This is a genomic window from Enterobacter sp. UNJFSC 003, from assembly GCF_036903355.1.
In the GTDB taxonomy this organism is placed as follows: Bacteria; Pseudomonadota; Gammaproteobacteria; order Enterobacterales; family Enterobacteriaceae; genus Enterobacter.
The window spans coordinates 35,181-55,460 of record NZ_JBAKHK010000015.1 but is presented as its reverse complement, the minus strand read 5'-3'; the positions used below and the strand labels follow the sequence as shown (position 1 = coordinate 55,460).

Genomic DNA, 20,280 nt, shown 5'->3' with positions numbered 1-20,280 from the left:
ACGATCCGGGAGTTTCAAATGACCTTCGAGTGGTGGTTCGCTTACCTGCTGACATCCATCATCCTCAGCCTTTCACCGGGTTCCGGCGCAATCAATACCATGACCACCTCCATCAACCACGGCTATCGCGGTGCGGCGGCGTCTATTGCCGGTCTACAAGCCGGGCTGGGCATTCACATTGTGCTGGTAGGGATTGGGCTAGGGACGTTGTTCTCACGCTCGGTGCTGGCGTTTGAAGTGCTGAAGTGGGCCGGGGCAGCGTATCTGATCTGGCTCGGCATCCAGCAGTGGCGCGCGGCGGGCTCCATCAATCTGAATACGCTCGCTCAGACGCAGAACCGCGGCCATCTGTTTAAACGCGCGGTATTCGTCAACCTGACCAACCCAAAAAGCATCGTTTTCCTCGCCGCGCTGTTTCCGCAGTTTATCGTGCCGCATCAGCCCCAGGTTATGCAGTACGTGGTGCTGGGCGCGACCACCATTATCGTCGATATCATCGTGATGATCGGTTACGCGACGCTGGCGCAGCGGATTGCAGCGTGGATTAAAGGGCCTAAGCAAATGAAGGCCCTGAACAAAGTGTTTGGTTCGCTGTTTATGCTGGTTGGCGCGCTGCTTGCGTCAGCGCGTCATGCTTAGCGAGAAATAATGAGATGGATACCAAAGCCGGTGAACAACGCACCGGCAAAGCCATCGATCCACTTCGCCACGCGCTGATAGCCGCGGCGCATGGCCGGTAAGGCAAACAGGCTTGCCACGAGGGTGAACCAGGCAAACGTCTCAACCACGATCAGCAGGAAGATACCCCAACGCGCGCCTGCGCCAACGCTGTCTCCCACAAAAAGCGAGAACACGGAGCCGAAATAGATAATCGCCTTCGGGTTCGCCAAATTGGTCAGTAGCCCCTTCACAAAGCTGCGGCCGCCCGTTGCCAGTTCAACCTTCGGCTCTTCGGGCGCTTTATCTTGTTTCTTCAACGCTCCGCGCAGCATCTGGTAGCCCATCCAGCACAGATAAAGGCCACCACCGACCATGATGATGTTATGCAGCCAGGCCATCTTTGCCAAAATCAGGTTCAGGCCGAGCAGCGCTACCGCCGCCCAGATCATCACGCCCATGGTGATGCCGAGCACGCCCATCATCGCCTCTTTGCGGGAACGGCTAACGGCCGTTTGTGACACGAAGAAAAAGTCAGGGCCTGGGCTCATCAGCGCAACGATGTGCACTAACGCCACGGTGAGAAATAGCATTAACATTGTTAGCTCGCAGGGAAATAATTCAGTGTGTCATCATCCTGGCACTTTTTTGCCCGGCTGACTACTCCTCATCATCACCGTCGGCGTGCGAGCGGATAAGCGCCATGAACTCTTTCCCAAAGCGCTCCAGCTTGCGGGTGCCGACGCCGTTGACGCTGAGCATTTCGCTGGCGCTGAGCGGCATCTGCTCGGCCATCTCAATCAGCGTCGCGTCGTTGAACACCACGTATGGCGGAATGTTCTCTTCATCGGCAATGGCTTTACGCAGCTTGCGCAGTTTGGCAAACAGCTTGCGATCGTAATTGCCGCCGTAGGATTTCTGCATCACGCGCGGTTTGAGGGCGATGACGCGCGGAACGGCGAGCTTAAGCTCAATTTCGCCGCGCAGGACAGGCCTGGCCGCTTCGGTGAGCTGAAGCGCAGAGTGCTGGGCGATATTTTGCGTGGCGAAACCCAGATGGATCAACTGGCGAATAATACTGACCCAGTGTTCATGGCTTTGGTCTTTGCCGATGCCATACACGGGCAGCTTGTCGTGGCCCATGTCGCGGATACGCTGATTATTGGCACCGCGAAGGACTTCTACCACATAGCCCATACCAAAGCGCTGATTAACGCGCCCAATGGTCGAGAGCGCCTTACGCGCGTCCATCAGACCATCGTACTGTTTCGGCGGGTCGAGGCAGATATCGCAGTTGCCGCACGGCGCCTGACGCCCCTCGCCAAAATAGTTCAGCAGCACCAGACGGCGGCAGGTTTGTGCTTCAGCAAAAGCGCCCATCGCGTTGAGCTTGTGACGCTCAATATCCTGTAGCTGTCCCTGCGGTTTCTCTTCAAGACAGCGGCGCAGCCACGCCATATCCGCCGGATCGTAAAACAGCATGGCTTCGGCTGGCAGGCCATCGCGCCCGGCGCGGCCGGTTTCCTGATAATAGGATTCGATATTACGCGGGATGTCGAAGTGCACCACAAAGCGTACGTTCGGTTTATTAATTCCCATCCCGAAAGCGACCGTTGCGACCACAATTTGCAGATCGTCGCGCTGGAATTTTTCCTGCACGTCGGCGCGGACGTGGTTTTCTAATCCGGCATGATAGGCTGCAGCGCTAAAGCCACGGTTTTGCAGACGCGCGGCGGTGTCTTCTACCTTCGCGCGACTGTTGCAATAAATAATGCCCGATTTTCCGCGCTGCTCCTGCACATAGCGCAAGAGCTGATCCAGCGGTTTGAATTTTTCCATCAGCATGTAGCGGATGTTGGGACGGTCGAAGCTGCTGACCTGGATAAACGGATCGTTCAGCCCCAGCAGACGAACGATATCAAGACGCGTTGTATCATCCGCCGTGGCGGTGAGCGCCATAAACGGCAGCTCAGGGAAGCGCTGACGCAGCTGACCGAGCGCGGCATATTCCGGGCGGAAATCGTGCCCCCACTGCGAGATACAGTGCGCTTCATCCACCGCCAGCAGCACCGGGTTCCAGTGCGCAAGGTGATCGAGAAAGTTATCCAGCATCAGACGCTCGGGTGCGATATACAGCAACCGTATCTGTCCAGTACGGCAACCGGCCATCACGTCCTGCTGCTGCTCGCGGGTCTGCGTGGAGTTGATACAGGCCGCTGCTACACCGTTGGCAAGCAGTTGGTCCACCTGATCTTTCATCAGCGAAATAAGGGGAGAGACCACGACCGTGAGGCCATCAAGCACCAGCGCCGGCACCTGATAGCAGAGCGATTTCCCGCCGCCGGTAGGCATTACGACCAGGCAGTCACGGCCTTCCAGCACGGTTTCAATGATGGTTTCCTGGCCAGGACGGAACTGCTGATAGCCAAAGGTTTCCTGCAAAACCTGTTTAGCCAGCGATTCCTGATTCAATACTTCCGCCTGCGCCACGTTAACCCCATTTACCAGATACAAAACAGGCGCTATTTTCAGCGCCTGAGAGAGAAACTTCAACGTTTAACGAAAAAACATTCGAGCGACTTAGAAAATATCGTTCAGCATCACGCCCACACCGACGCGGGTCTGGTTGAAGTTGTAATCGATAAGCGACTCGCCATAACCGCTGTACACCTGCGTATAGATACGTACGTGCTTCGTCATTGGGTAGCTTAAGCCCAGCTCAGCACCGCCGTAGCCGGTGTTCCAGTTGTACTGGCCTTTGGCGCTCAGCACCGCGTCACCCAGCTGGTAGCCGATTTTGAGCTGGTAGTAGCCCATGTATTTAGTGATATCCGGGTTGTCGTCGGTGCTGCCCACCACGAACCACGGCTTCACTTCCACCATGAGATTGCCGTTTTGAGCCATCAGGCGCGTATAGGCACGGTTCCAGCTGCGCGAGGTTGGGTCAGAGCGGCCGTTAGAATCGTGGTTGAAACCCACCTCAACGTCACGCAGCGTCCAGCCCGCAAGCTCATAATCCGTGGCGAAGCCGAGGAACAGCTGCGGCTCATAGTTGGTTTCACGGAAAGGCGAAGATTCTCCGCTGTTGGAGAGCTGCCACCAGGACTTCTGAGTATAAGACGCACCAAGCACTGAGTTCGGGCCCAAAATACCGCGCCAGAACGGGAAAGCGAGGCTCAACTGGTACTTAACCTCATCTTTGCGCGCATTATCGGACCAGTTATAGGAGCTGATCGCCTCTTTGTTGAGATCGCTGGTCTGAGTGTAGATCACGTAGTTGGTGTCGTACGGGTAGAGCGTGAATGGATTATCATGCTCCTGAAGAAGGTTCGCGATAATACTGCCGTGCACGGCAGGTTTATCATGGACTTCTTTAATGGTCGCTTCCTGCGCATATGCTGTGAGGGGCAGCGCAACCGCCGCCAGTAACCAACCCAGATACGTCCGCATCGGTGGTGTTCTCCTGAAATCGTTGCATTTAATGAATAGTTTTGTGCGGGCATTTTACATACTTCTGCGAGAACTTCCGCCTCCTCGTTTCTGAAAGTGGAATTCCTTATTGTTGAAGCATAAAATCAACATTTCTTTAACAACAAGGACGCCACTTCTCATGTCAGCCACGCTTACCGCCGAAGATGCTTTAAAACTCGTGGGCGAGATTTTTGTTTACCATATGCCGTTTAACCGCGCGCTGGGGCTGGAGCTGGAGCGGTATGAAAAAGATTTTGCACAGCTTAGCTTCAGCAACCAGCCGATGATGGTCGGTAACTGGGCACAAAGTATTTTGCATGGCGGCGTGATTGCCTCCGCCCTGGACGTGGCGGCCGGGCTGGTCTGCGTCGGCAGCACGCTGACGCGTCATGACACCATCAATGAAGATGAGCTTCGCCAGCGCCTCTCCCGCATGGGCACTATCGATTTACGCGTCGACTATTTGCGTCCAGGTCGAGGTAACCGCTTTACCTGCAGCAGCAGCCTGCTGCGCGCGGGTAACAAAGTGGCAGTCGCCCGCGTTGAGTTACACAACGAAGAACAGGTTTATATCGCCAGCGCGACCGCCACTTATATGGTGGGTTGAGAGGGCAAAATCGGGTAAAATTACTTCACTTTTTTGTAACGGATTATCCCGATGGATGCTAAACAGACGCGGCAGGGCGTTTTACTCGCCCTTGCCGCTTATTTTATTTGGGGTATCGCTCCCGCGTACTTCAAGCTTATCGCTTATGTGCCGGCTGACGAGATCCTCACCCACCGCGTCATCTGGTCATTCTTCTTTATGATTGCGCTGATGAGCGTCAGCCGTCAGTGGTCAGGTGTCAAAACGCTGCTGAAAACCCCGAAGAAGGTCTTCCTGTTGGCGCTCTCCGCGGTGCTGATTGGCGGAAACTGGCTGCTCTTTATCTGGGCGGTGAATAACCATCATATGCTCGAAGCCAGCCTCGGCTACTTTATTAATCCACTGGTCAACATTGTGCTGGGCATGATTTTTCTCGGTGAGCGCTTCCGTCGTATGCAGTGGCTGGCGGTGATCCTCGCCTTCTGCGGCGTGCTGGTGCAGCTGTGGACCTTCGGCTCGCTGCCTGTCATCGCGCTGGGGCTGGCATTTAGCTTTGCGTTCTACGGCCTGGTGCGTAAAAAAATCGCCGTGGAAGCCCAAACCGGGATGCTATTCGAAACACTGTGGCTGCTGCCCGTCGCGGCGATTTACCTCTTCGGCATCGCCGACAGCGCCACCAGCCATATGGGCAGCAACCCGCTGTCGCTGAATGTGATGCTGATGGCGGCCGGTGTGGTCACGACGATCCCGCTGCTGTGCTTCACCGGTGCGGCGACGCGCCTGCGTCTCTCCACGCTGGGCTTCTTCCAGTATATCGGCCCGACGCTGATGTTCCTGCTGGCAGTCGTGTTTTATGGCGAAGTGCCGGGTGCGGATAAGATGGTGACCTTCGCGTTTATCTGGGTGGCGCTGGCGATTTTTGTTGCCGATGCGATTTATACCCAGCGCAGAGTGCGTAGAGGATTATAGAAAACGTTATCTGCCCGGTAAGCAGCGCCACCGGGCAGAACCTCAAAGCCAGTTGCGGCGCTTGAAGTAAAGATACGGCGCCAGTCCGGCGAGGATCATAAAGATAATGGCCCCCGGATAACCAAAGCTCCAGCGCAGCTCAGGCATAAACTCAAAGTTCATCCCGTAGCTTGATGCCACCAGCGTTGGCGGCAGGAATACCACGGAGACGACCGAGAAGATCTTGATGATGCGGTTCTGCTCGATGTTGATAAAGCCCATTGCCGCCTGCATCAGGAAGTTAACCTTCTGGAACAGGGATTCGTTGTGCGGCAGCAGAGATTCGATATCGCGCAAGATCTCACGCGCCTGCTCAAGCTGACCACCCGGCAGACGCGCTTTACGCACCAGGAAGTTCAGCGCACGCTGAGTATCCATCAGACACAGACGTACCTTCCAGCCGATATCCTCCAGCTCCGCCAGCGTTGAGAGCGCTTCGTCGTATTCATCGCCCTGATGGCCTTCCATGATCACGCGGCTGAGTTTTTCCAGATCGCTATAGATGTTTTCAATTTCATCCGCCAGCTGTTCAATTTTGGTTTCGAACAGATCGAGCAGCAGCTCGTAGGCGTTGCCGTCAACCATCGCCTGGCTGCGGGCGCGCATACGGTAAAGACGAAACGCAGGCAGCTCTCGCTCGCGCAGGGTAAACAGGCGGCCATCGCGAATGGTAAACGCCACGGTGGAGTTACCCGCATGATCGTCGGCATCTTCAAAGAAGAAAAAGGAGTGGATATGAAGCCCCTCTTCGTCTTCAAAAAAACGTGCAGATGCTTCGATGTCTTCCAGTTCTGGACGGGTTGCCAGGCTTTGCCCCAGCTCAGATTGTACGCGAAGGCGTTCATCGTCGTCCGGCTCGACCAGATCCACCCATACGGCATCAACGAGGGGCTGTGACTCTTCGGCTTCAAGCCGAGTCAGTCGGTTATTTTCGAGTTGAAATGCGCTCAACATGACCGGGACTCCCAATGCAAAAAATATCGGACAGTTCGGTGGGCACACAGAAACAAATTGGGTTTCAGACCATTAAACAGCCTGACTCAGCGCGACGGGAGTAATACAGGTCGCTGACAACCACTAAGGCCATCAGCAAGAGGAGATAGCCTTAGGAGTTGTTCCTGGATGACAGGGAATTGAGCCAGTATCTACTGGGTGTGTCCAAGGCGAATGTCCTCTTAGCGTAATCGTGCGCGCATGTTACGCCAGCAGTAACTGTGGCGTCAACACGCAACGGAACGCTGAAGGGCATTAATTGACCTTCAACGTATAAGGCTAGCAGACTATTACAAAATAATGATGTTTTTCTGAAAGTTACACAGTTTCCAGCTTGGCGTACGCTGCCACCAGCCATTTGATCCCCTGTCCCTGGAACGCCACCTGCAAGCGGCTGTGCTCGCCGCTACCTTCCAGGTTAACAATGGTGCCTTCACCAAATTTTGAGTGGCGAACGCGCTGGCCCAACTTGTAACCCGTGTCGTTTTCCGAGATCGGCGTCCCCATGCGCTGATGGCTGACCGGACGACTAATGCTGGCGCGCAGACGTACCTCTTCCACACAGGCTTCAGGCAGTTCGCCGATAAAGCGCGACGGACGGTGATACACCTCTTTACCGTACAAGCGGCGGGTTTCGGCGTACGTCAGCGTCAGCTTTTGCATCGCACGCGTCACGCCCACATAGGCCAGACGGCGTTCCTCTTCCAGACGGCCGCCTTCATCCAGCGACATCTGGCTCGGGAACATCCCCTCTTCCATCCCCACGATAAATACCTGCGGGAACTCCAGACCTTTCGCCGAGTGCAACGTCATCAGTTGCACCGCATCCTGCCAGGTATCCGCCTGCCCTTCGCCTGCTTCCAGTGCGGCGTGGGAGAGAAACGCCTGCAGCGGCATCAAATCTTCATCTTCTTCGTTGTAGCTGAACTGGCGCGTTGCCGTCACCAGTTCCTCTAAGTTCTCAATACGGGTCTGGCCCTTCTCGCCTTTTTCCTGCTCGTACATTATGCGCAGGCCGGAATCTTTAATTACCCGGTCGGTCTGGACGTGCAACGGCATATCGGCCGTCTCCTGTGCCAGAGCATCAATCAGCTCCATGAAGCGCTGTAGCGCACTGGCCGCGCGTCCGGCGAGGGCTTTTTCCTGCAGCAGCTCACGGCACGCCTGCCACAGGGTAAGCTGGCGGTCTCGGGACGCCTGACGCACCACATCCAGGGTGCGATCGCCAATACCGCGGGTTGGCGTATTGACCACGCGCTCAAACGCCGCATCGTCGTTACGGTTGGCGATCAGGCGCAGATACGAAAGCGCGTCTTTGATTTCCTGGCGTTCGAAGAAGCGCATACCGCCGTAAATACGGTACGGCATACTCACCTGCAACAACGCCTCTTCCAGCACGCGCGACTGGGCGTTGCTGCGATAAAGAATGGCGCACTGCTCCAGCGCACCGCCGTTGTCCTGCCAGGTTTTGATACGGTTCACCACGAAGCGGGCTTCATCGAGTTCGTTAAACGCGCAGTAAATTGAAATCGGTTCACCGTCGACACCGTCGGTCCACAGTTTTTTCCCCAGACGCCCGTTGTTGTTTTCAATCAGGGCGTTGGCTGCGCTCAGGATATTATTGGTTGAACGGTAATTTTGCTCCAGACGGATGGTTTCTGCGCCCGGGAAGTCGGTAAGGAAACGCTGGATATTTTCCACCTGCGCCCCACGCCAGCCGTAGATGGACTGGTCGTCATCACCCACAATCATCACCTTGCCGGTATCGCCGGCCAGCAGGCGGATCCACGCGTACTGGATGTTGTTGGTATCCTGGAATTCGTCCACCAGAATATTGGTAAAGCGTTCACGGTAGTGCTGCAGGATGTGCGGCTTATTGAGCCAAAGCTCGTGCGCGCGCAGCAGCAGCTCGGCGAAGTCTACCAAACCGGCACGATCGCACGCTTCCTGATAAGCCTTGTAGACGTTCTGCCAGGTCTGCTCAACCGGGTTACCGAAGCTCTGAATATGGTGTGGGCGCAGCCCTTCGTCTTTTTGGCCGTTGATGTACCACATCGCCTGACGCGGCGGCCATTGCTTCTCATCGAGGTTCATGGCCTTGATCAGACGCTTCAGCAAACGCAGCTGATCTTCGCTGTCGAGAATCTGGAAATCCTGCGGCAGGTTGGCGTCCATATGGTGGGCGCGCAGCAAGCGGTGTGCCAGGCCGTGGAAGGTGCCAACCCACATACCGCCCTGGCTGGTCCCCATCAGTTGCGCAATACGGTGGCGCATCTCCGCCGCCGCCTTGTTGGTGAACGTGACCGCCATAATGGAGTACGGCGAGCAGTTTTCCACGCTCTGCAGCCAGGCGATACGGTGAACCAGCACGCGCGTCTTACCACTGCCCGCCCCAGCCAGCACCAGCATGTTGGTGCGCGAGGCGGCAACCGCTTCACGCTGTTTGTCATTAAGGCTGTCGAGCAGGTAAGAAACGTCCATTGGCACCGTCACGTCATGTCGGGCAGGCGAATAACATTCGCCAAAACCCTGTTAATTTATACAGAACAATTGATGATTATATCAGCGTGGTGAGGGATGCCAACCGCGAAATTTCCACGTGTGGCAGCAGACGACTGTCCAGCGTTGTCATCAGGTCGGCATTTTCCGGCTTGATCCAGCACGCCTGCATGCCGCAGCGGATCGCACCGGCCACGTCCGTGGTCAGGTCATCGCCCACGTGCAGGATTTCACCGAGCGGCAGGTTCAGTTTTTCCGCCGCCAGGTGATACATATCATTGAAGGGCTTCGAGCGCCCGTGCGGGCCTGCGCGCAGAACAAATTCAAAGTAATCACCCAGGCCAAACAGTTCAGGCTGAGCATTGCCGTTGGTGATTGCCACCAGCGGCCATTTTTCTGCCAGTTTCCTCAGCGTGTCGTGGGTCTCCTGCGGAACGTCGATACAGCTGCGCCATTTGGCGAAGTTTTCCATCGAGGCTTCAGCGCCAATAGCCGCATCACGCGGGCTCAGACCCACATTTAACATCGCCTGCTCAACCGCGCGACGACGCCATTCGGTAACGTCATGGTAAATTTCCGGCTCGGTTTCCCGCAGGGACTGACGCAGCTTCTGGAAATCTTTGTTCTGCATCGTTTTCAAAGCCGGATGGTAGTTCTGCACAAACGCCAGCGACTCCTGCTCGGTACGCAGGATCACCTGACGGTTATCATAGAGTGTGTCATCAAGATCAAATGTGAGTGCTGAAATCTGACCGAGTGGGCGGTAAAAACGCATTATTTCCCCCGTTTGGCGCGTGGATGCGCCGCGTCATACACCGAGGCAAGGTGCTGAAAGTCTAAGTGGGTATAGATTTGAGTGGTGGATAAATTGGCATGGCCGAGAAGCTCCTGCACGCCGCGCAGGTCCCCGCTTGATTCAAGCATGTGGGTGGCAAACGAGTGGCGCAGCTTGTGCGGATGAACGTGACTGTTCAGCCCCTGCTTAATGCCCCACTCCGCAAAGCGTTTCTGTACATTGCGCGCCGAAATCCGCTTCCCAAGCTTTGACAAAAACAGCGCGTCTTCTTCTGCGCCAAACAGGCCGCGCAGATCAAGCCAGTGCTCAATCCAGGAGACCGCATTACGGCCAATCGGCAGGCGGCGCTCTTTGCTGCCTTTGCCCATTACCCACACTTCGCCAGACTCCAGATCGAGATGTTTGAGATCGAGGTTAACCAGTTCAGAAAGACGCAGACCCGCACCGTACATCACCTCCAGCATCGCGCGGTCGCGTACGGCCAGCGGATCGTTGAGATCGATATCCAGCAGGCGGTTTACGTCGTCGACGTCGATATTTTTAGGCAGATGGCGCGGGGCTTTTGGCGTGGCGATACCTTTCGCCGGATTCGCTTTTAAGCCGCCCTGGCTGACCAGCCAGTCAAAGAAACTGCGCAATGCTGAAAGCCTGAGGGCCAGACTCGCAGGGCTTAAATTTTTTTTACGACTACGCACGACAAATCCGCGAACCGTAGCAGCGTCACAGTGTTGCCAGCTTTTCAGGCCGATTTCATCGGCAATCTGCATGATGGCATCAAGCTGACGCCGATAGTTCAGCAGCGTAATGGGGCTAAGCTGACGCTCAACGCCCAGGTAACGCAGAAATCGCGTGACGTCAGTGGCGAGCAGTCCGTCCGTCATACGCGTTCAATCCAGCGCTCCAGCAGCTCAGGCAGCATCAGGGCTATTTCCTGCAGCAGGTGCGTGCCTTGCCCTTGCTCGTAATGATGCGCGTCGCGGCTGGTGAATAACATGACGCCCAGATCGCCATCGCGTCCCATCAGCGACATGGCCACCGAGCCAATCGCTTTGGCCTCTGGCAATACCACCAGCAGTTCCGGTCCGTTCAGCGGCCCCAGATAGTGATGTTCATGGCCCAGACGCTGAATACGCAGCGGTTCAAACGCCTGCCGGTTCAACGCAAGATGGGTAAAACCGGACGGTGCGCCAATGCGCCAGCGATCGGGAAAGAGGCGAATAGTTGCGCCAGCCAGACCCAGCTCGCGCGCCCAGCGGTGGAAGCGACTGAGGAACTCTTCGAGGCTGTGCGCCGACGCCAGACGCGCCTGCAGATGCAGAAGACGATAGAACAAGCTTTCGTTATTGTTCGCCTGCTCCATCAGCAGCGTCATGTTCTCTTCGAGCTGATTGATGTGCTTGCGCGAACGCGCCATGTGCCATTCGACCAGCGACACGGTTTCGCGAACCGGATGCGGCACGCGCATCTGTTCGACGACGCGTGCATTGCGGATAAAAAACTCAGGATTGCGCAGCAGATAATCAACAACAGCACTGTCGTCCAGTTCCGTCACCATTTCCTGCAGTTCTTCCCCTGGTTGTTTCATAGATGGATAAACCCGTCATAGACATGTGCCGCCGGGCCCGTCATATACAGAGGATGACCCGGTCCTTTCCAGGCGATATCAAGGCGACCGCCCGGCAATTCCACGCGAACCTCTTCCGCCAGTAATCCCTGAGAGATGCCGACTGCAACAGCCGCACAGGCACCGCTTCCGCAGGCCTGGGTTTCGCCTGCGCCGCGCTCGTAGACCCGCAGGCGGATGTGCTCACGCGCCACCACCTGCATAAAACCGATATTCGCCCGCTCCGGGAAGCGCTCGTGGCTTTCCAGTACCGGACCGAGGGTTTCAACCGCGGCGGTTTCCACATCATCCACCTGAATGACGCAGTGCGGGTTACCCATCGAGACGGCGCCACACAATACTGTATGCTCGGCCGCGCGCATAATATAGGTCTTTTCCGCTTTGTTTGCGCGAAACGGCACGGCAGATGGCTCAAAGTTCGGCTCACCCATGTTCACGCGCACCAGTTCGTCATCGGTGACGCTGAGCACCATGCGTCCGTTCGCGGTACTGACGCGAATATCACGCTTGTTGGTCAACCCTTTCAGGCGGACAAAGCGGGCAAAGCACCGCGCACCGTTGCCGCACTGGGAGACTTCACTGCCGTCCGCGTTAAAAATACGGTAGTGGAAATCGAGGTCGGGATCGTATGGCGGTTCCACCACCAGCAGCTGATCGAACCCCACGCCCAGATGCCGATCTGCCAGACGGCGGATCAGTTCCGGGGAGAAAAAGACATTCTGCGTTACCGCGTCGACGACCATAAAATCGTTGCCAAGGCCATGCATCTTAGAGAACTGCATCATTCGCTCCATTGCGCGGGTACAGAACGTAGTCGTCAGAGATTAACCTGAGTCGGGCCACCGTTGTTGCCACGATCGTTAGTGTCCGGCGTAGAAGATTCAATGCCACTTTGCACTGGCTTGGTCGGTGGTGGCGCCGTTTTATCCGCAGGCGGGAAGTACAGCGGCCCTTTCAATCCACAGCCCGTCAGGCTAAACAGTGTGATGAGAACGGCAAGCGTTCCTAAGACGTTTTTCATTATAAAGTTGCCCGTAAGTTCAAATCTGTTTCTATCATCGCAGGAGAAGACACAAAAGCAAGAGTTTGCCGCTTTCCTGCAACGGGAATTATTTAGCGTTATACTGCCCGCATCACGAAAAACAGGAACAAAACCATGAACGACAGTGAATTCCATCGCCTTGCCGACGCCCTGTGGATGACCATTGAAGAGCGTCTGGACGACTGGGACGGCGACAGTGATATCGATTGTGAAATCAACGGCGGTATCCTGACCCTGAGCTTCGAAAACGGCAGCAAAATTATTATTAACCGACAGGAGCCGCTTCACCAGGTCTGGCTGGCTGCCAAACAAGGTGGATACCATTTCGATCTGAAAGGTGACGAGTGGGTGTGCGACCGCAGCGGCGAAACGTTCTGGGATTTGCTGGAGCAGGCCGCGACCGCGCAGGCGGGTGAGACGGTGAGTTTCAGGTGATTTTTTGCCGGGTAGCGTTGCGCGACCCGGCGAAAAGGCTCAGGAGAAATACTGCTGCAGCAGCGGGGCGTTATCCTGATTGGCAGGAACGACCGGCGTAACGGCCTGAGTGCGGAACGGGATCACCTGCGTGCGGCCATCCACGGTCACAATCTGGTAGAACTGCGGCAGGTTGAAGTTGATAAAGCTTGAGCCGTAGGTGAAGCGGTCATGTGAAGAGGAATAAAAGCGGCTAACGTCACGCACCAGCTCCTCTTTACTGCCTTCACAGTGGTGGTAGACCTCGGCGCGGTTAGTTTCATCCAGGATGTAGATATTGAAACCGGCATCGTCGCCCGACTCTTCAAAGAAGAACTGAATAATCCCTTCACTGGCAAACCCATCCACCACCTGCGGCAATTTGACGTGGTTGGTTTCCACCTGGACTGACAGGCCATGCAGTTTGTTGTGCGAGATTGCGCCGTAAAACTCAATGGCGTTTTCCAGCTTCTGTACTGACACATTCAGGCGTTCGAAGAACAGTCCCCAGGTTTGGCCGGAGACGCGCAGCGCTTTAAAGCGTCCGGTTTCCTGACGGGTGCTGGAAAGACGCAGTTCGATACACTCTGAAACCAGCTGCTGCACGCGGGTACGAATCAAACCGCGAAGATGCTGGCTGTAGCAGAACACCTCAACGCTGTCTGGCGGCGCGGCGTCCTGGTGCATTTTACCAAGAATGGTTTTCAGCGCTTCGATCATCGCCTGCTCGCCGTTGAAGTGCAGGGTACGCACTTCATTCCATGAGTTGCGGTACAGCAGATCTACGCTGCCGACCAGGCAATTTTGCTGCTCACCAAAGCTAAAGACGTCCAGCTTGCGGAAATCAAAATGCACCACCTGATTGCGGAAGGCCGCCGTCGGGTCGTATTCGAGATTGACGATGATCGCCAGATGGCGAATTTCACACGGGCTGTAGAGCGCTTTCGGCGTCGGTGCAGGCAGGCGCAGCGGGAAGTGGTGCGACACATCCGCCACCATCTCCTGCAGTTTCGCTAAGTCGACCACCTCGTTGCCTTTAATGAACAGCCGGGTGCGCGAGGTCAACAGGCCGTTAAACCAGGCCCAGGCCACCAGCTTATTCAGGTAGCGGTTATATTCCAGCGGCTGATGGCTAACGATGGAGTCCATGCTTGGCGCACGGTTATACAGATACCACCCGGTACGGTTTGCGCGACCTGGAGGCACATAGATAAAGGTGAGGTTCGGTTCTGACAGGTCAGGCGAAATCTGCGGGTTCACCAGCGTGACTTTACCCGGCAGCGCTTCAAACGCGGCGTACAGTTTACGGGTCAACACACCGATATCCTGCGGGCTGGCGGAAACGCTGAGATTATTACGACGCGCAAAGCGGATCAGGTTACGGTAGCTTTGCATCATCGCATCGAGCAGTTCGTTATGCGCCTCACGCACCTGATCGATTTTCCAATTGGCACGGTTGTCGAGCATGGACAGACGCTCTTCGTCCCATCCCCACTCTTTGACTAACTGACTGACCACTTCACGACGCCAGCCAACGCATGCGCGTTCGCGGCTGAGTTTTTCACAGACTTTGAGATAGAAACATCGACGCACCAGGTCAAGACGCGTGTGGTCATCAATGGCTTTCAGGTATTCGGTAACGCGTTCCAGCATCATGCAGTAGGCATCAAGCCCGAAGGAGACGATCTCCCCGTCATGCAGACGCTGTTTGATATCTTTTGCCAGCAGGCGCGGCGTTGGGTATTCCCAGGAATAGGCTTCGAGCAGCAGCGTTTTCAACACCGCTTTGTACGGTGAGTCGATACTTTTATAAAGCTGCCAGAGACTCGCGCCAAAGTATTCTTCTGCCGACAGGGAGCTCAGGCCGCCCAGGTCCAGCCATTCGTTTGGCGTCAGGACACCCTGGGAGTAGAGCGACATCACGTAATCGTCGTAATGCTCTTCTTCATCGCACGGCACCATATTCCACAGAATACGCTTACCGGCCAGACGAACGGCAGTACGGTAAAATTCATCCAGCAACAAGATGTGCTGCGTCGATCCGCAGTCCTCACCACCCAGACTGCCGCTTTCGTTATGGCGGAAGCGGTTTTCATCAATCAGGAAGAAGCTCACTTCCACGCCGAGCGACGCCGCCCAGCTTTCCAGCAGGCTGCATTTACGCTGCAACAGTTGGCGCTCGTCGTTATCGAGCCAGGACTGATGGCAGACCCAGATATCCAGGTCAGAAGAGCAGCTTTGCCCTACAGATGAGGTACTCCCCATAGAGTAAACGCCGGTAATCGGCAGTTCACCTTTCGGCGATTCCTGCGGCGGCATACCGCGGTAGAGTTCGAGTTCGTTGAGATAATGCTGTTGGGTTTCATCAGGCGTGAAGAGGCAAATGCCTTGGGGAACGTTACCATCGAGGTAACCCGGCATCAGCGGATGGTGATAGTGCAGTAATGTCGGCAGCAGACTGTAAACCTGTTGAAAAGCAGGTCCCATAGCAGCAAGCGCGCGATCCACACGCAGTTGATTTATGGCATCCAGTCTCTGTTTCAGAGTCTCAATATAGAGGTACAAGACATATCGCCTGATGTTTCCGGGTGTCACAACTTATTCAAAAATCGAATAACAGTGGACCCGCAGTATTTCAAAAAGATAACCGTTACCCTTTTTCGTCCTTATCTTTATGGTGGTACCGACGAAAAAATGGTCTAAAACGTGATCAATTTAACACCTTGCCGATTGACCGTAAAGAAAGATGCGCTACATACAAAGTGTAGCATCATTCTCAACGTGTAAATTCCTGAATACGGCTGTGGCTGACGAGTGCGCCACCCTGTCCCTCTCCTCTTCATCAACCGTAAAACTGCCATCCCGGTGTCAACAATGTTAGGATGGTTAGCGATTGATAATGACGGTAACAAGCATGTTAGACAATGTTTTGAGAATTGCCACACGCCAAAGCCCCCTTGCGCTCTGGCAGGCACATTATGTTAAGCAGCGCCTTGAAGCCTGCCACTCCGGATTGCGTGTCGAGCTGGTGCCAATGGTGACGCGCGGTGACGTGATTCTTGATACGCCACTGGCGAAAGTCGGCGGAAAGGGCTTGTTTGTCAAAGAGCTGGAAATGGCATTGCTTGAAAACCGTGCCGATATCGCCGTGCATTCGATGAAAGACGTGCCCGTTGCGTTCCCGGAAGGGCTGGGGCTGGTGACCATCTGCGAGCGCGAAGATCCACGCGATGCGTTTGTCTCTAACCAGTATGACTCGTTCGACGACTTGCCAAAAGGTAGCGTGGTTGGCACGTCCAGCTTACGCCGCCAATGTCAGTTGGCTGAACGTCGTCCGGACCTGATCATTCGCTCGCTGCGCGGCAATGTGGGTACGCGCCTTGGCAAGCTGGATAACGGTGATTACGATGCCATTATCCTCGCCGTTGCGGGCCTGAAACGTCTGGGTCTGGAATCGCGCATTCGCATGGCATTACCGCCAGAGCTGTCACTTCCGGCCGTTGGCCAGGGTGCTGTCGGCATTGAGTGTCGTCTGGATGATACACGTACCCGTGAACTGCTGACGCCGCTGAATCATGACGAGACCGCCATCCGCGTAAAAGCAGAACGCGCAATGAACACGCGCCTCGAAGGCGGCTGTCAGGTGCCCATTGGCAGCTATGCTGAATTAATCGATGATGAACTGTGGTTACGCGCGCTCGTGGGCGCCCCGGACGGCTCACAGATGGTGCGTGGCGAACGTCGCGGTCAGCCGCAAGATGCCGAACAGCTTGGCGTCTCGCTGGCTGAAGAGTTGCTCGATAACGGCGCCCGTGAAATTCTGGCCGACGTGTATAACGGAGAACCCCCTGCATGAGTATTCTTGTCACCCGTCCTTCTCCCGCAGGAGAGCAATTAGTGAGCCGTCTGCGCGCACTGGGGCAGGTGGCCTGGAGTTTTCCGCTGATTGAATTCTCCCCTGGTCGGGCGCTTTCTGCGCTCACCGACCAGTTAGATACCCTACAGGAAGGCGATCTGTTGTTTGTGCTGTCACAGCATGCCGTGGAATTTGCCCATGCGCAGCTGCAGCAGCAAGCATGCCGCTGGCCCACTGCGCCCCACTATTTCGCTATCGGACGTACCACCGCGCTGGCCTTGCATACCGTGAGCGGGATTGACGTTCGCTACCCGTTAGATCGGGAAATTAGCGAAGTCTTGCTACAATTACCTGAATTACAGACTGTTGCCGGGAAACGCGCGCTGATTTTACGCGGTAATGGCGGGCGTGAACTGTTGGGTGAAACGCTACGGGAACGCGGCGCTGACGTCACGTTTTGCGAATGCTATCAGCGTAGCGCGAAACACTATGATGGTGCTGAAGAGGCTATGCGCTGGCAGATGCGCGGCATCAACACCCTGGTGGTCACCAGCGGTGAAATGCTGCAGCAGCTCTGGTCGCTTGTGCCGCAATGGTATCGTGAAAACTGGTTACTCCGCTGTCGGCTCCTGGTCGTCAGCGAGCGTCTGGCGACCCACGCCCGGGAACTGGGCTGGAATGATATTCGGATCGCTGATAACGCCGACAACGATGCGCTGCTGCGCGCATTACAATAACTCTCATAATGGGAAGCCATAATGACGGAACACGAAAAATCCTCCGCCGTGGTTGAAGAGACCGCGGAGACTGTGGAACTCACTCCGCAGTCAGAGTCGACTGAAAAGGCCGCTGAGAAAAAAAAGGGTAGCAATAAAACCAGCCTTGCCCTGAGCGCCATTGCCATCGCGATTGCGTTGGCTGCGGGTGTGGGCTTGTATGGCTTTGTTAAACAACAAGGCGCTAACCAGACGGCCACCAGCGACGCGCTGGTCAATCAGCTCGCTGCCCTGCAAAAAGCGCAGGAGACGCAGAAAGCCGAGCTAGAAGGCGTCATCAAACAGCAGGCCGCCGCGCTTGCTGATGCAAACAGTAAACAGACTGAGCTGACAAAACAGCTGGACGAAGTGCAGCAAAAAGTCGCTACTATTTCCGGCACCGATGCCAAAACCTGGCTACTCTCGCAGGCCGATTTCCTGGTGAAACTGGCCGGGCGTAAGCTCTGGAGCGATCAGGACGTCACCACTGCCGCCGCACTGCTGAAAAGCGCCGATGCGAGCCTGGCAGACATGAACGATCCGAGCCTTATCGCCGCACGTCGCGCCATCACCGAAGATATTGCCAGCCTCTCTGCCGTTTCGCAGGTAGATTACGACGGTATTATTCTCAAGGTGAATCAGCTTTCAAATCAGATCGATAATCTGCAGCTGGCGGATAACAACGATGACGATTCCCCGATGGATTCCGACGGCACCGAGCTGTCCAGTTCCCTGAGCGAATGGCGCGTGAACCTGCAGAAAAGCTGGCAGAACTTCATGGACAGCTTCATCACCATTCGTCGCCGCGACGAAACCGCTGTCCCGCTGTTAGCACCGAACCAGGATATCTACCTGCGCGAAAACATTCGCTCCCGCCTGTTGGTTGCTGCGCAGGCCGTGCCGCGCCATCAGGAAGAAACCTACAAGCAGGCGCTGGATAACGTCTCTACATGGGTGCGGGCTTACTACAACACCGATGACGCCACCACCACGGCATTCCTGGAAGACATCGACAAACTGAGCCAGCAGAACATCACCATGAGCGTACCGGATAAGCTCGAGAGCCAGCCGATTCTTGAAAAACTTATGCAGACACGCGTGCGCAACCTGCTGGCCCAGCCAGGCATTCCGGCAGAACCTGCAGCCGAAGCCCCTGCCGCCGCGCCAGCACCTGAAAGCGCACCACAAGGAGAGTAATGATGCTTAAAGTACTCTTGCTCTTCATCCTGCTGATCGCCGGGATCGTCCTCGGGCCAATGCTGGCGGGTCACCAGGGCTATGTGTTGATCCAGACGGATAACTACAATATTGAAACCAGCGTAACGGGTTTGGCGATCATCCTGATCCTCGGCGTCGTCGTGCTGTTTGCCGTCGAGTGGATCCTGCGCCGCATTTTCCGCACCGGGGCTCACACCCGCGGATGGTTCGTTGGCCGCAAGCGTCGTCGCGCCCGTAAGCAAACCGAACAGGCGCTGCTTAAGCTCGCCGAAGGTGACTATCAGCAGGTTGAAAAGCTGATGTCGAAAAATGCTGACCACGCTGAACAACCGGTGGTGAACTACCTGCTGGCCGCAGAAGCGGCGCAACAGCGTGGCGATGAAGCCCGTGCTAACCAGCATCTGGAACGTGCCTCTGAGCTGGCCTCTAACGACCAAATTCCGGTTGAGATCACCCGCGTTCGTCTGCAGCTGGCGCGTAATGAGAACCACGCGGCACGCCACGGTATCGACCGCCTGCTGGAAGTTACGCCACGCCATCCTGAAGTGCTGCGCCTTGCTGAGCAGGCCTATATTCGTACGGGGGCCTGGGGCTCACTGCTGGACATTATTCCTTCCATGGCGAAAGCCGATGTGGGTGATGACGAACATCGCGATGAACTTCAGCGTCTGGCATGGATTGGATTGATGGATCAGTCGCGTGCTGACCTCGGCAGCGATGGGCTGAAAACCTGGTGGAAGAATCAGAGCCGTAAAACACGTCAACAGGTTCCCCTGCAGGTGGCAATGGCAGAACATCTGATTGAATGTGACGATCATGATACGGCACAGGAGATCATCCTGGATGGTCTAAAACGCCAGTACGACGATCGTCTGGTGATGGTGATCCCGCGCCTGAAGACCAATAACCCTGAACAAATCGAAAAAGCACTGCGCCAGCAGATTAAAACCGTCGGCGATCGTCCACTGCTGTGGAGCACGCTGGGTCAGTCGCTGATGAAGCACGGCGAATGGCAGGAGGCCAGTCTGGCCTTCCGTGCGGCGCTGAAACAGCGCCCGGACGCGTTTGACTATGCGTGGCTTGCCGATACGCTGGACAAGCAGCATAAGCCGGAAGAGGCTGCCGCTATGCGGCGAGACGGCCTGCTGCTCACGTTACAGAATAACGGGAATCAGTAATAATCAATAAGGAGGCCAGACGGCCTCCTTTTTTATGCTACATTCTTTCCATATCCATCAGGAAACGTCCTTGCCAATGTAACGATCTCTTTTCATTAACCTTTGTTCATACACGCGCCTCCGCCGCGTGGACTAAATCGTTTT

At 55.8% G+C, this 20,280-nt stretch carries 20 protein-coding genes; 8 read left to right on the top strand and 12 right to left on the bottom strand.

Annotated elements, in window-relative coordinates:
- The first annotated feature begins 18 nt into the window (after positions 1-18).
- Positions 19-639 carry a homoserine/homoserine lactone efflux protein gene (rhtB, locus tag V5P19_RS21305; RefSeq protein ID WP_047959687.1) on the top strand — a complete coding sequence of 207 codons (621 nt, stop codon included), beginning with the start codon at positions 19-21 and terminating at the stop codon, positions 637-639.
- Here rhtB and rhtC read toward each other — a convergent pair.
- From rhtC to pldA, 3 genes are all read right to left on the bottom strand, one after another.
- The gene (rhtC, locus tag V5P19_RS21300) at positions 636-1,256 is read right to left on the bottom strand and encodes a threonine export protein RhtC (RefSeq protein ID WP_334407260.1); all 621 of its coding nucleotides are present in this window, start codon (positions 1,254-1,256) and stop codon (positions 636-638) included. The two genes, rhtB and rhtC, sit on opposite strands and share 4 nt — an antisense overlap.
- 61 nt (positions 1,257-1,317) lie before the next feature.
- Positions 1,318-3,147 carry an ATP-dependent DNA helicase RecQ gene (gene recQ / locus V5P19_RS21295; RefSeq protein ID WP_334407259.1) on the bottom strand — a complete coding sequence of 610 codons (1,830 nt, stop codon included), beginning with the start codon at positions 3,145-3,147 and terminating at the stop codon, positions 1,318-1,320.
- Positions 3,148-3,237: 90 nt separating this feature from the next.
- Positions 3,238-4,107 (bottom strand): phospholipase A, encoded by an 870-nt coding sequence (gene pldA / locus V5P19_RS21290; RefSeq protein ID WP_334407258.1) that lies wholly within the window; start codon positions 4,105-4,107, stop codon positions 3,238-3,240.
- A 160-nt stretch (positions 4,108-4,267) separates the two neighbouring features.
- Here pldA and yigI point away from each other — a divergent pair, with 160 nt between their 5' ends.
- On the top strand, positions 4,268-4,735 hold the full coding sequence (gene yigI / locus V5P19_RS21285; protein WP_334407256.1) for an acyl-CoA thioesterase YigI: 468 nt from the start codon (positions 4,268-4,270) through the stop codon (positions 4,733-4,735).
- Positions 4,736-4,786: 51 nt separating this feature from the next.
- Complete coding sequence (rarD, locus tag V5P19_RS21280) at positions 4,787-5,683, top strand: EamA family transporter RarD (protein WP_334407254.1); 897 nt, start codon at positions 4,787-4,789, stop codon at positions 5,681-5,683.
- 42 nt (positions 5,684-5,725) lie between these two features.
- Here rarD and corA read toward each other — a convergent pair whose 3' ends face one another.
- From corA to V5P19_RS21240, 8 genes are all read right to left on the bottom strand, one after another.
- Positions 5,726-6,676, bottom strand: coding sequence for a magnesium/cobalt transporter CorA (corA, locus tag V5P19_RS21275; RefSeq protein ID WP_334407252.1), 951 nt, complete (start codon positions 6,674-6,676; stop codon positions 5,726-5,728).
- A 151-nt stretch (positions 6,677-6,827) separates the two neighbouring features.
- On the bottom strand, positions 6,828-6,884 hold the full coding sequence (gene ysgD / locus V5P19_RS21270; RefSeq protein WP_212743980.1) for a YsgD/CorL family protein: 57 nt from the start codon (positions 6,882-6,884) through the stop codon (positions 6,828-6,830).
- 149 nt (positions 6,885-7,033) lie between these two features.
- The gene (uvrD, locus tag V5P19_RS21265) at positions 7,034-9,196 is read right to left on the bottom strand and encodes a DNA helicase II (RefSeq protein WP_334407250.1); all 2,163 of its coding nucleotides are present in this window, start codon (positions 9,194-9,196) and stop codon (positions 7,034-7,036) included.
- A 76-nt stretch (positions 9,197-9,272) separates the two neighbouring features.
- Positions 9,273-9,989: a 5-amino-6-(5-phospho-D-ribitylamino)uracil phosphatase YigB gene (gene yigB / locus V5P19_RS21260; protein WP_334407248.1), complete on the bottom strand. Its 717-nt coding sequence runs from the start codon at positions 9,987-9,989 to the stop codon at positions 9,273-9,275.
- Positions 9,989-10,891 carry a tyrosine recombinase XerC gene (gene xerC / locus V5P19_RS21255; RefSeq protein ID WP_334407246.1) on the bottom strand — a complete coding sequence of 301 codons (903 nt, stop codon included), beginning with the start codon at positions 10,889-10,891 and terminating at the stop codon, positions 9,989-9,991. Before xerC ends, yigB begins: the two co-directional genes overlap by 1 nt.
- Positions 10,888-11,595: a DUF484 domain-containing protein gene (locus V5P19_RS21250; RefSeq protein ID WP_334407244.1), complete on the bottom strand. Its 708-nt coding sequence runs from the start codon at positions 11,593-11,595 to the stop codon at positions 10,888-10,890. The genes xerC and V5P19_RS21250 overlap by 4 nt, the downstream gene beginning before the upstream one ends.
- A complete protein-coding gene (gene dapF, locus V5P19_RS21245; RefSeq protein WP_334407319.1) occupies positions 11,592-12,416 on the bottom strand; it encodes a diaminopimelate epimerase in 825 nt (274 codons plus the stop codon). The genes V5P19_RS21250 and dapF overlap by 4 nt, the downstream gene beginning before the upstream one ends.
- A gap of 35 nt (positions 12,417-12,451) precedes the next feature.
- Positions 12,452-12,655 carry a lipoprotein gene (locus V5P19_RS21240; protein WP_334407242.1) on the bottom strand — a complete coding sequence of 68 codons (204 nt, stop codon included), beginning with the start codon at positions 12,653-12,655 and terminating at the stop codon, positions 12,452-12,454.
- A 135-nt stretch (positions 12,656-12,790) separates the two neighbouring features.
- On the opposite strand from V5P19_RS21240, the gene cyaY reads away from it, so the two are divergent.
- On the top strand, positions 12,791-13,111 hold the full coding sequence (gene cyaY / locus V5P19_RS21235) for an iron donor protein CyaY (protein ID WP_137273453.1): 321 nt from the start codon (positions 12,791-12,793) through the stop codon (positions 13,109-13,111).
- A gap of 39 nt (positions 13,112-13,150) precedes the next feature.
- Here the strand turns inward: cyaY and cyaA are convergent, their stop codons facing one another.
- On the bottom strand, positions 13,151-15,694 hold the full coding sequence (cyaA, locus tag V5P19_RS21230; RefSeq protein ID WP_334407236.1) for a class I adenylate cyclase: 2,544 nt from the start codon (positions 15,692-15,694) through the stop codon (positions 13,151-13,153).
- A gap of 349 nt (positions 15,695-16,043) precedes the next feature.
- Between cyaA and hemC the strand changes: the two genes are divergently transcribed.
- Genes hemC through hemY form a run of 4 tightly spaced genes read left to right on the top strand, consistent with a single transcriptional unit; the run spans position 16,044 to position 20,136 of the window.
- Entirely contained in the window at positions 16,044-16,985 is a 942-nt protein-coding gene (gene hemC / locus V5P19_RS21225; protein WP_334407234.1) for a hydroxymethylbilane synthase, read from the top strand.
- Positions 16,982-17,722 carry a uroporphyrinogen-III synthase gene (gene hemD / locus V5P19_RS21220; protein ID WP_334407231.1) on the top strand — a complete coding sequence of 247 codons (741 nt, stop codon included), beginning with the start codon at positions 16,982-16,984 and terminating at the stop codon, positions 17,720-17,722. The genes hemC and hemD overlap by 4 nt, the downstream gene beginning before the upstream one ends.
- 21 nt (positions 17,723-17,743) lie before the next feature.
- Positions 17,744-18,937: a uroporphyrinogen-III C-methyltransferase gene (gene hemX / locus V5P19_RS21215; RefSeq protein ID WP_334407229.1), complete on the top strand. Its 1,194-nt coding sequence runs from the start codon at positions 17,744-17,746 to the stop codon at positions 18,935-18,937.
- 2 nt (positions 18,938-18,939) lie between these two features.
- Complete coding sequence (gene hemY, locus V5P19_RS21210; protein WP_334407316.1) at positions 18,940-20,136, top strand: protoheme IX biogenesis protein HemY; 1,197 nt, start codon at positions 18,940-18,942, stop codon at positions 20,134-20,136.
- The last annotated feature ends 144 nt before the right edge of the window (positions 20,137-20,280 follow it).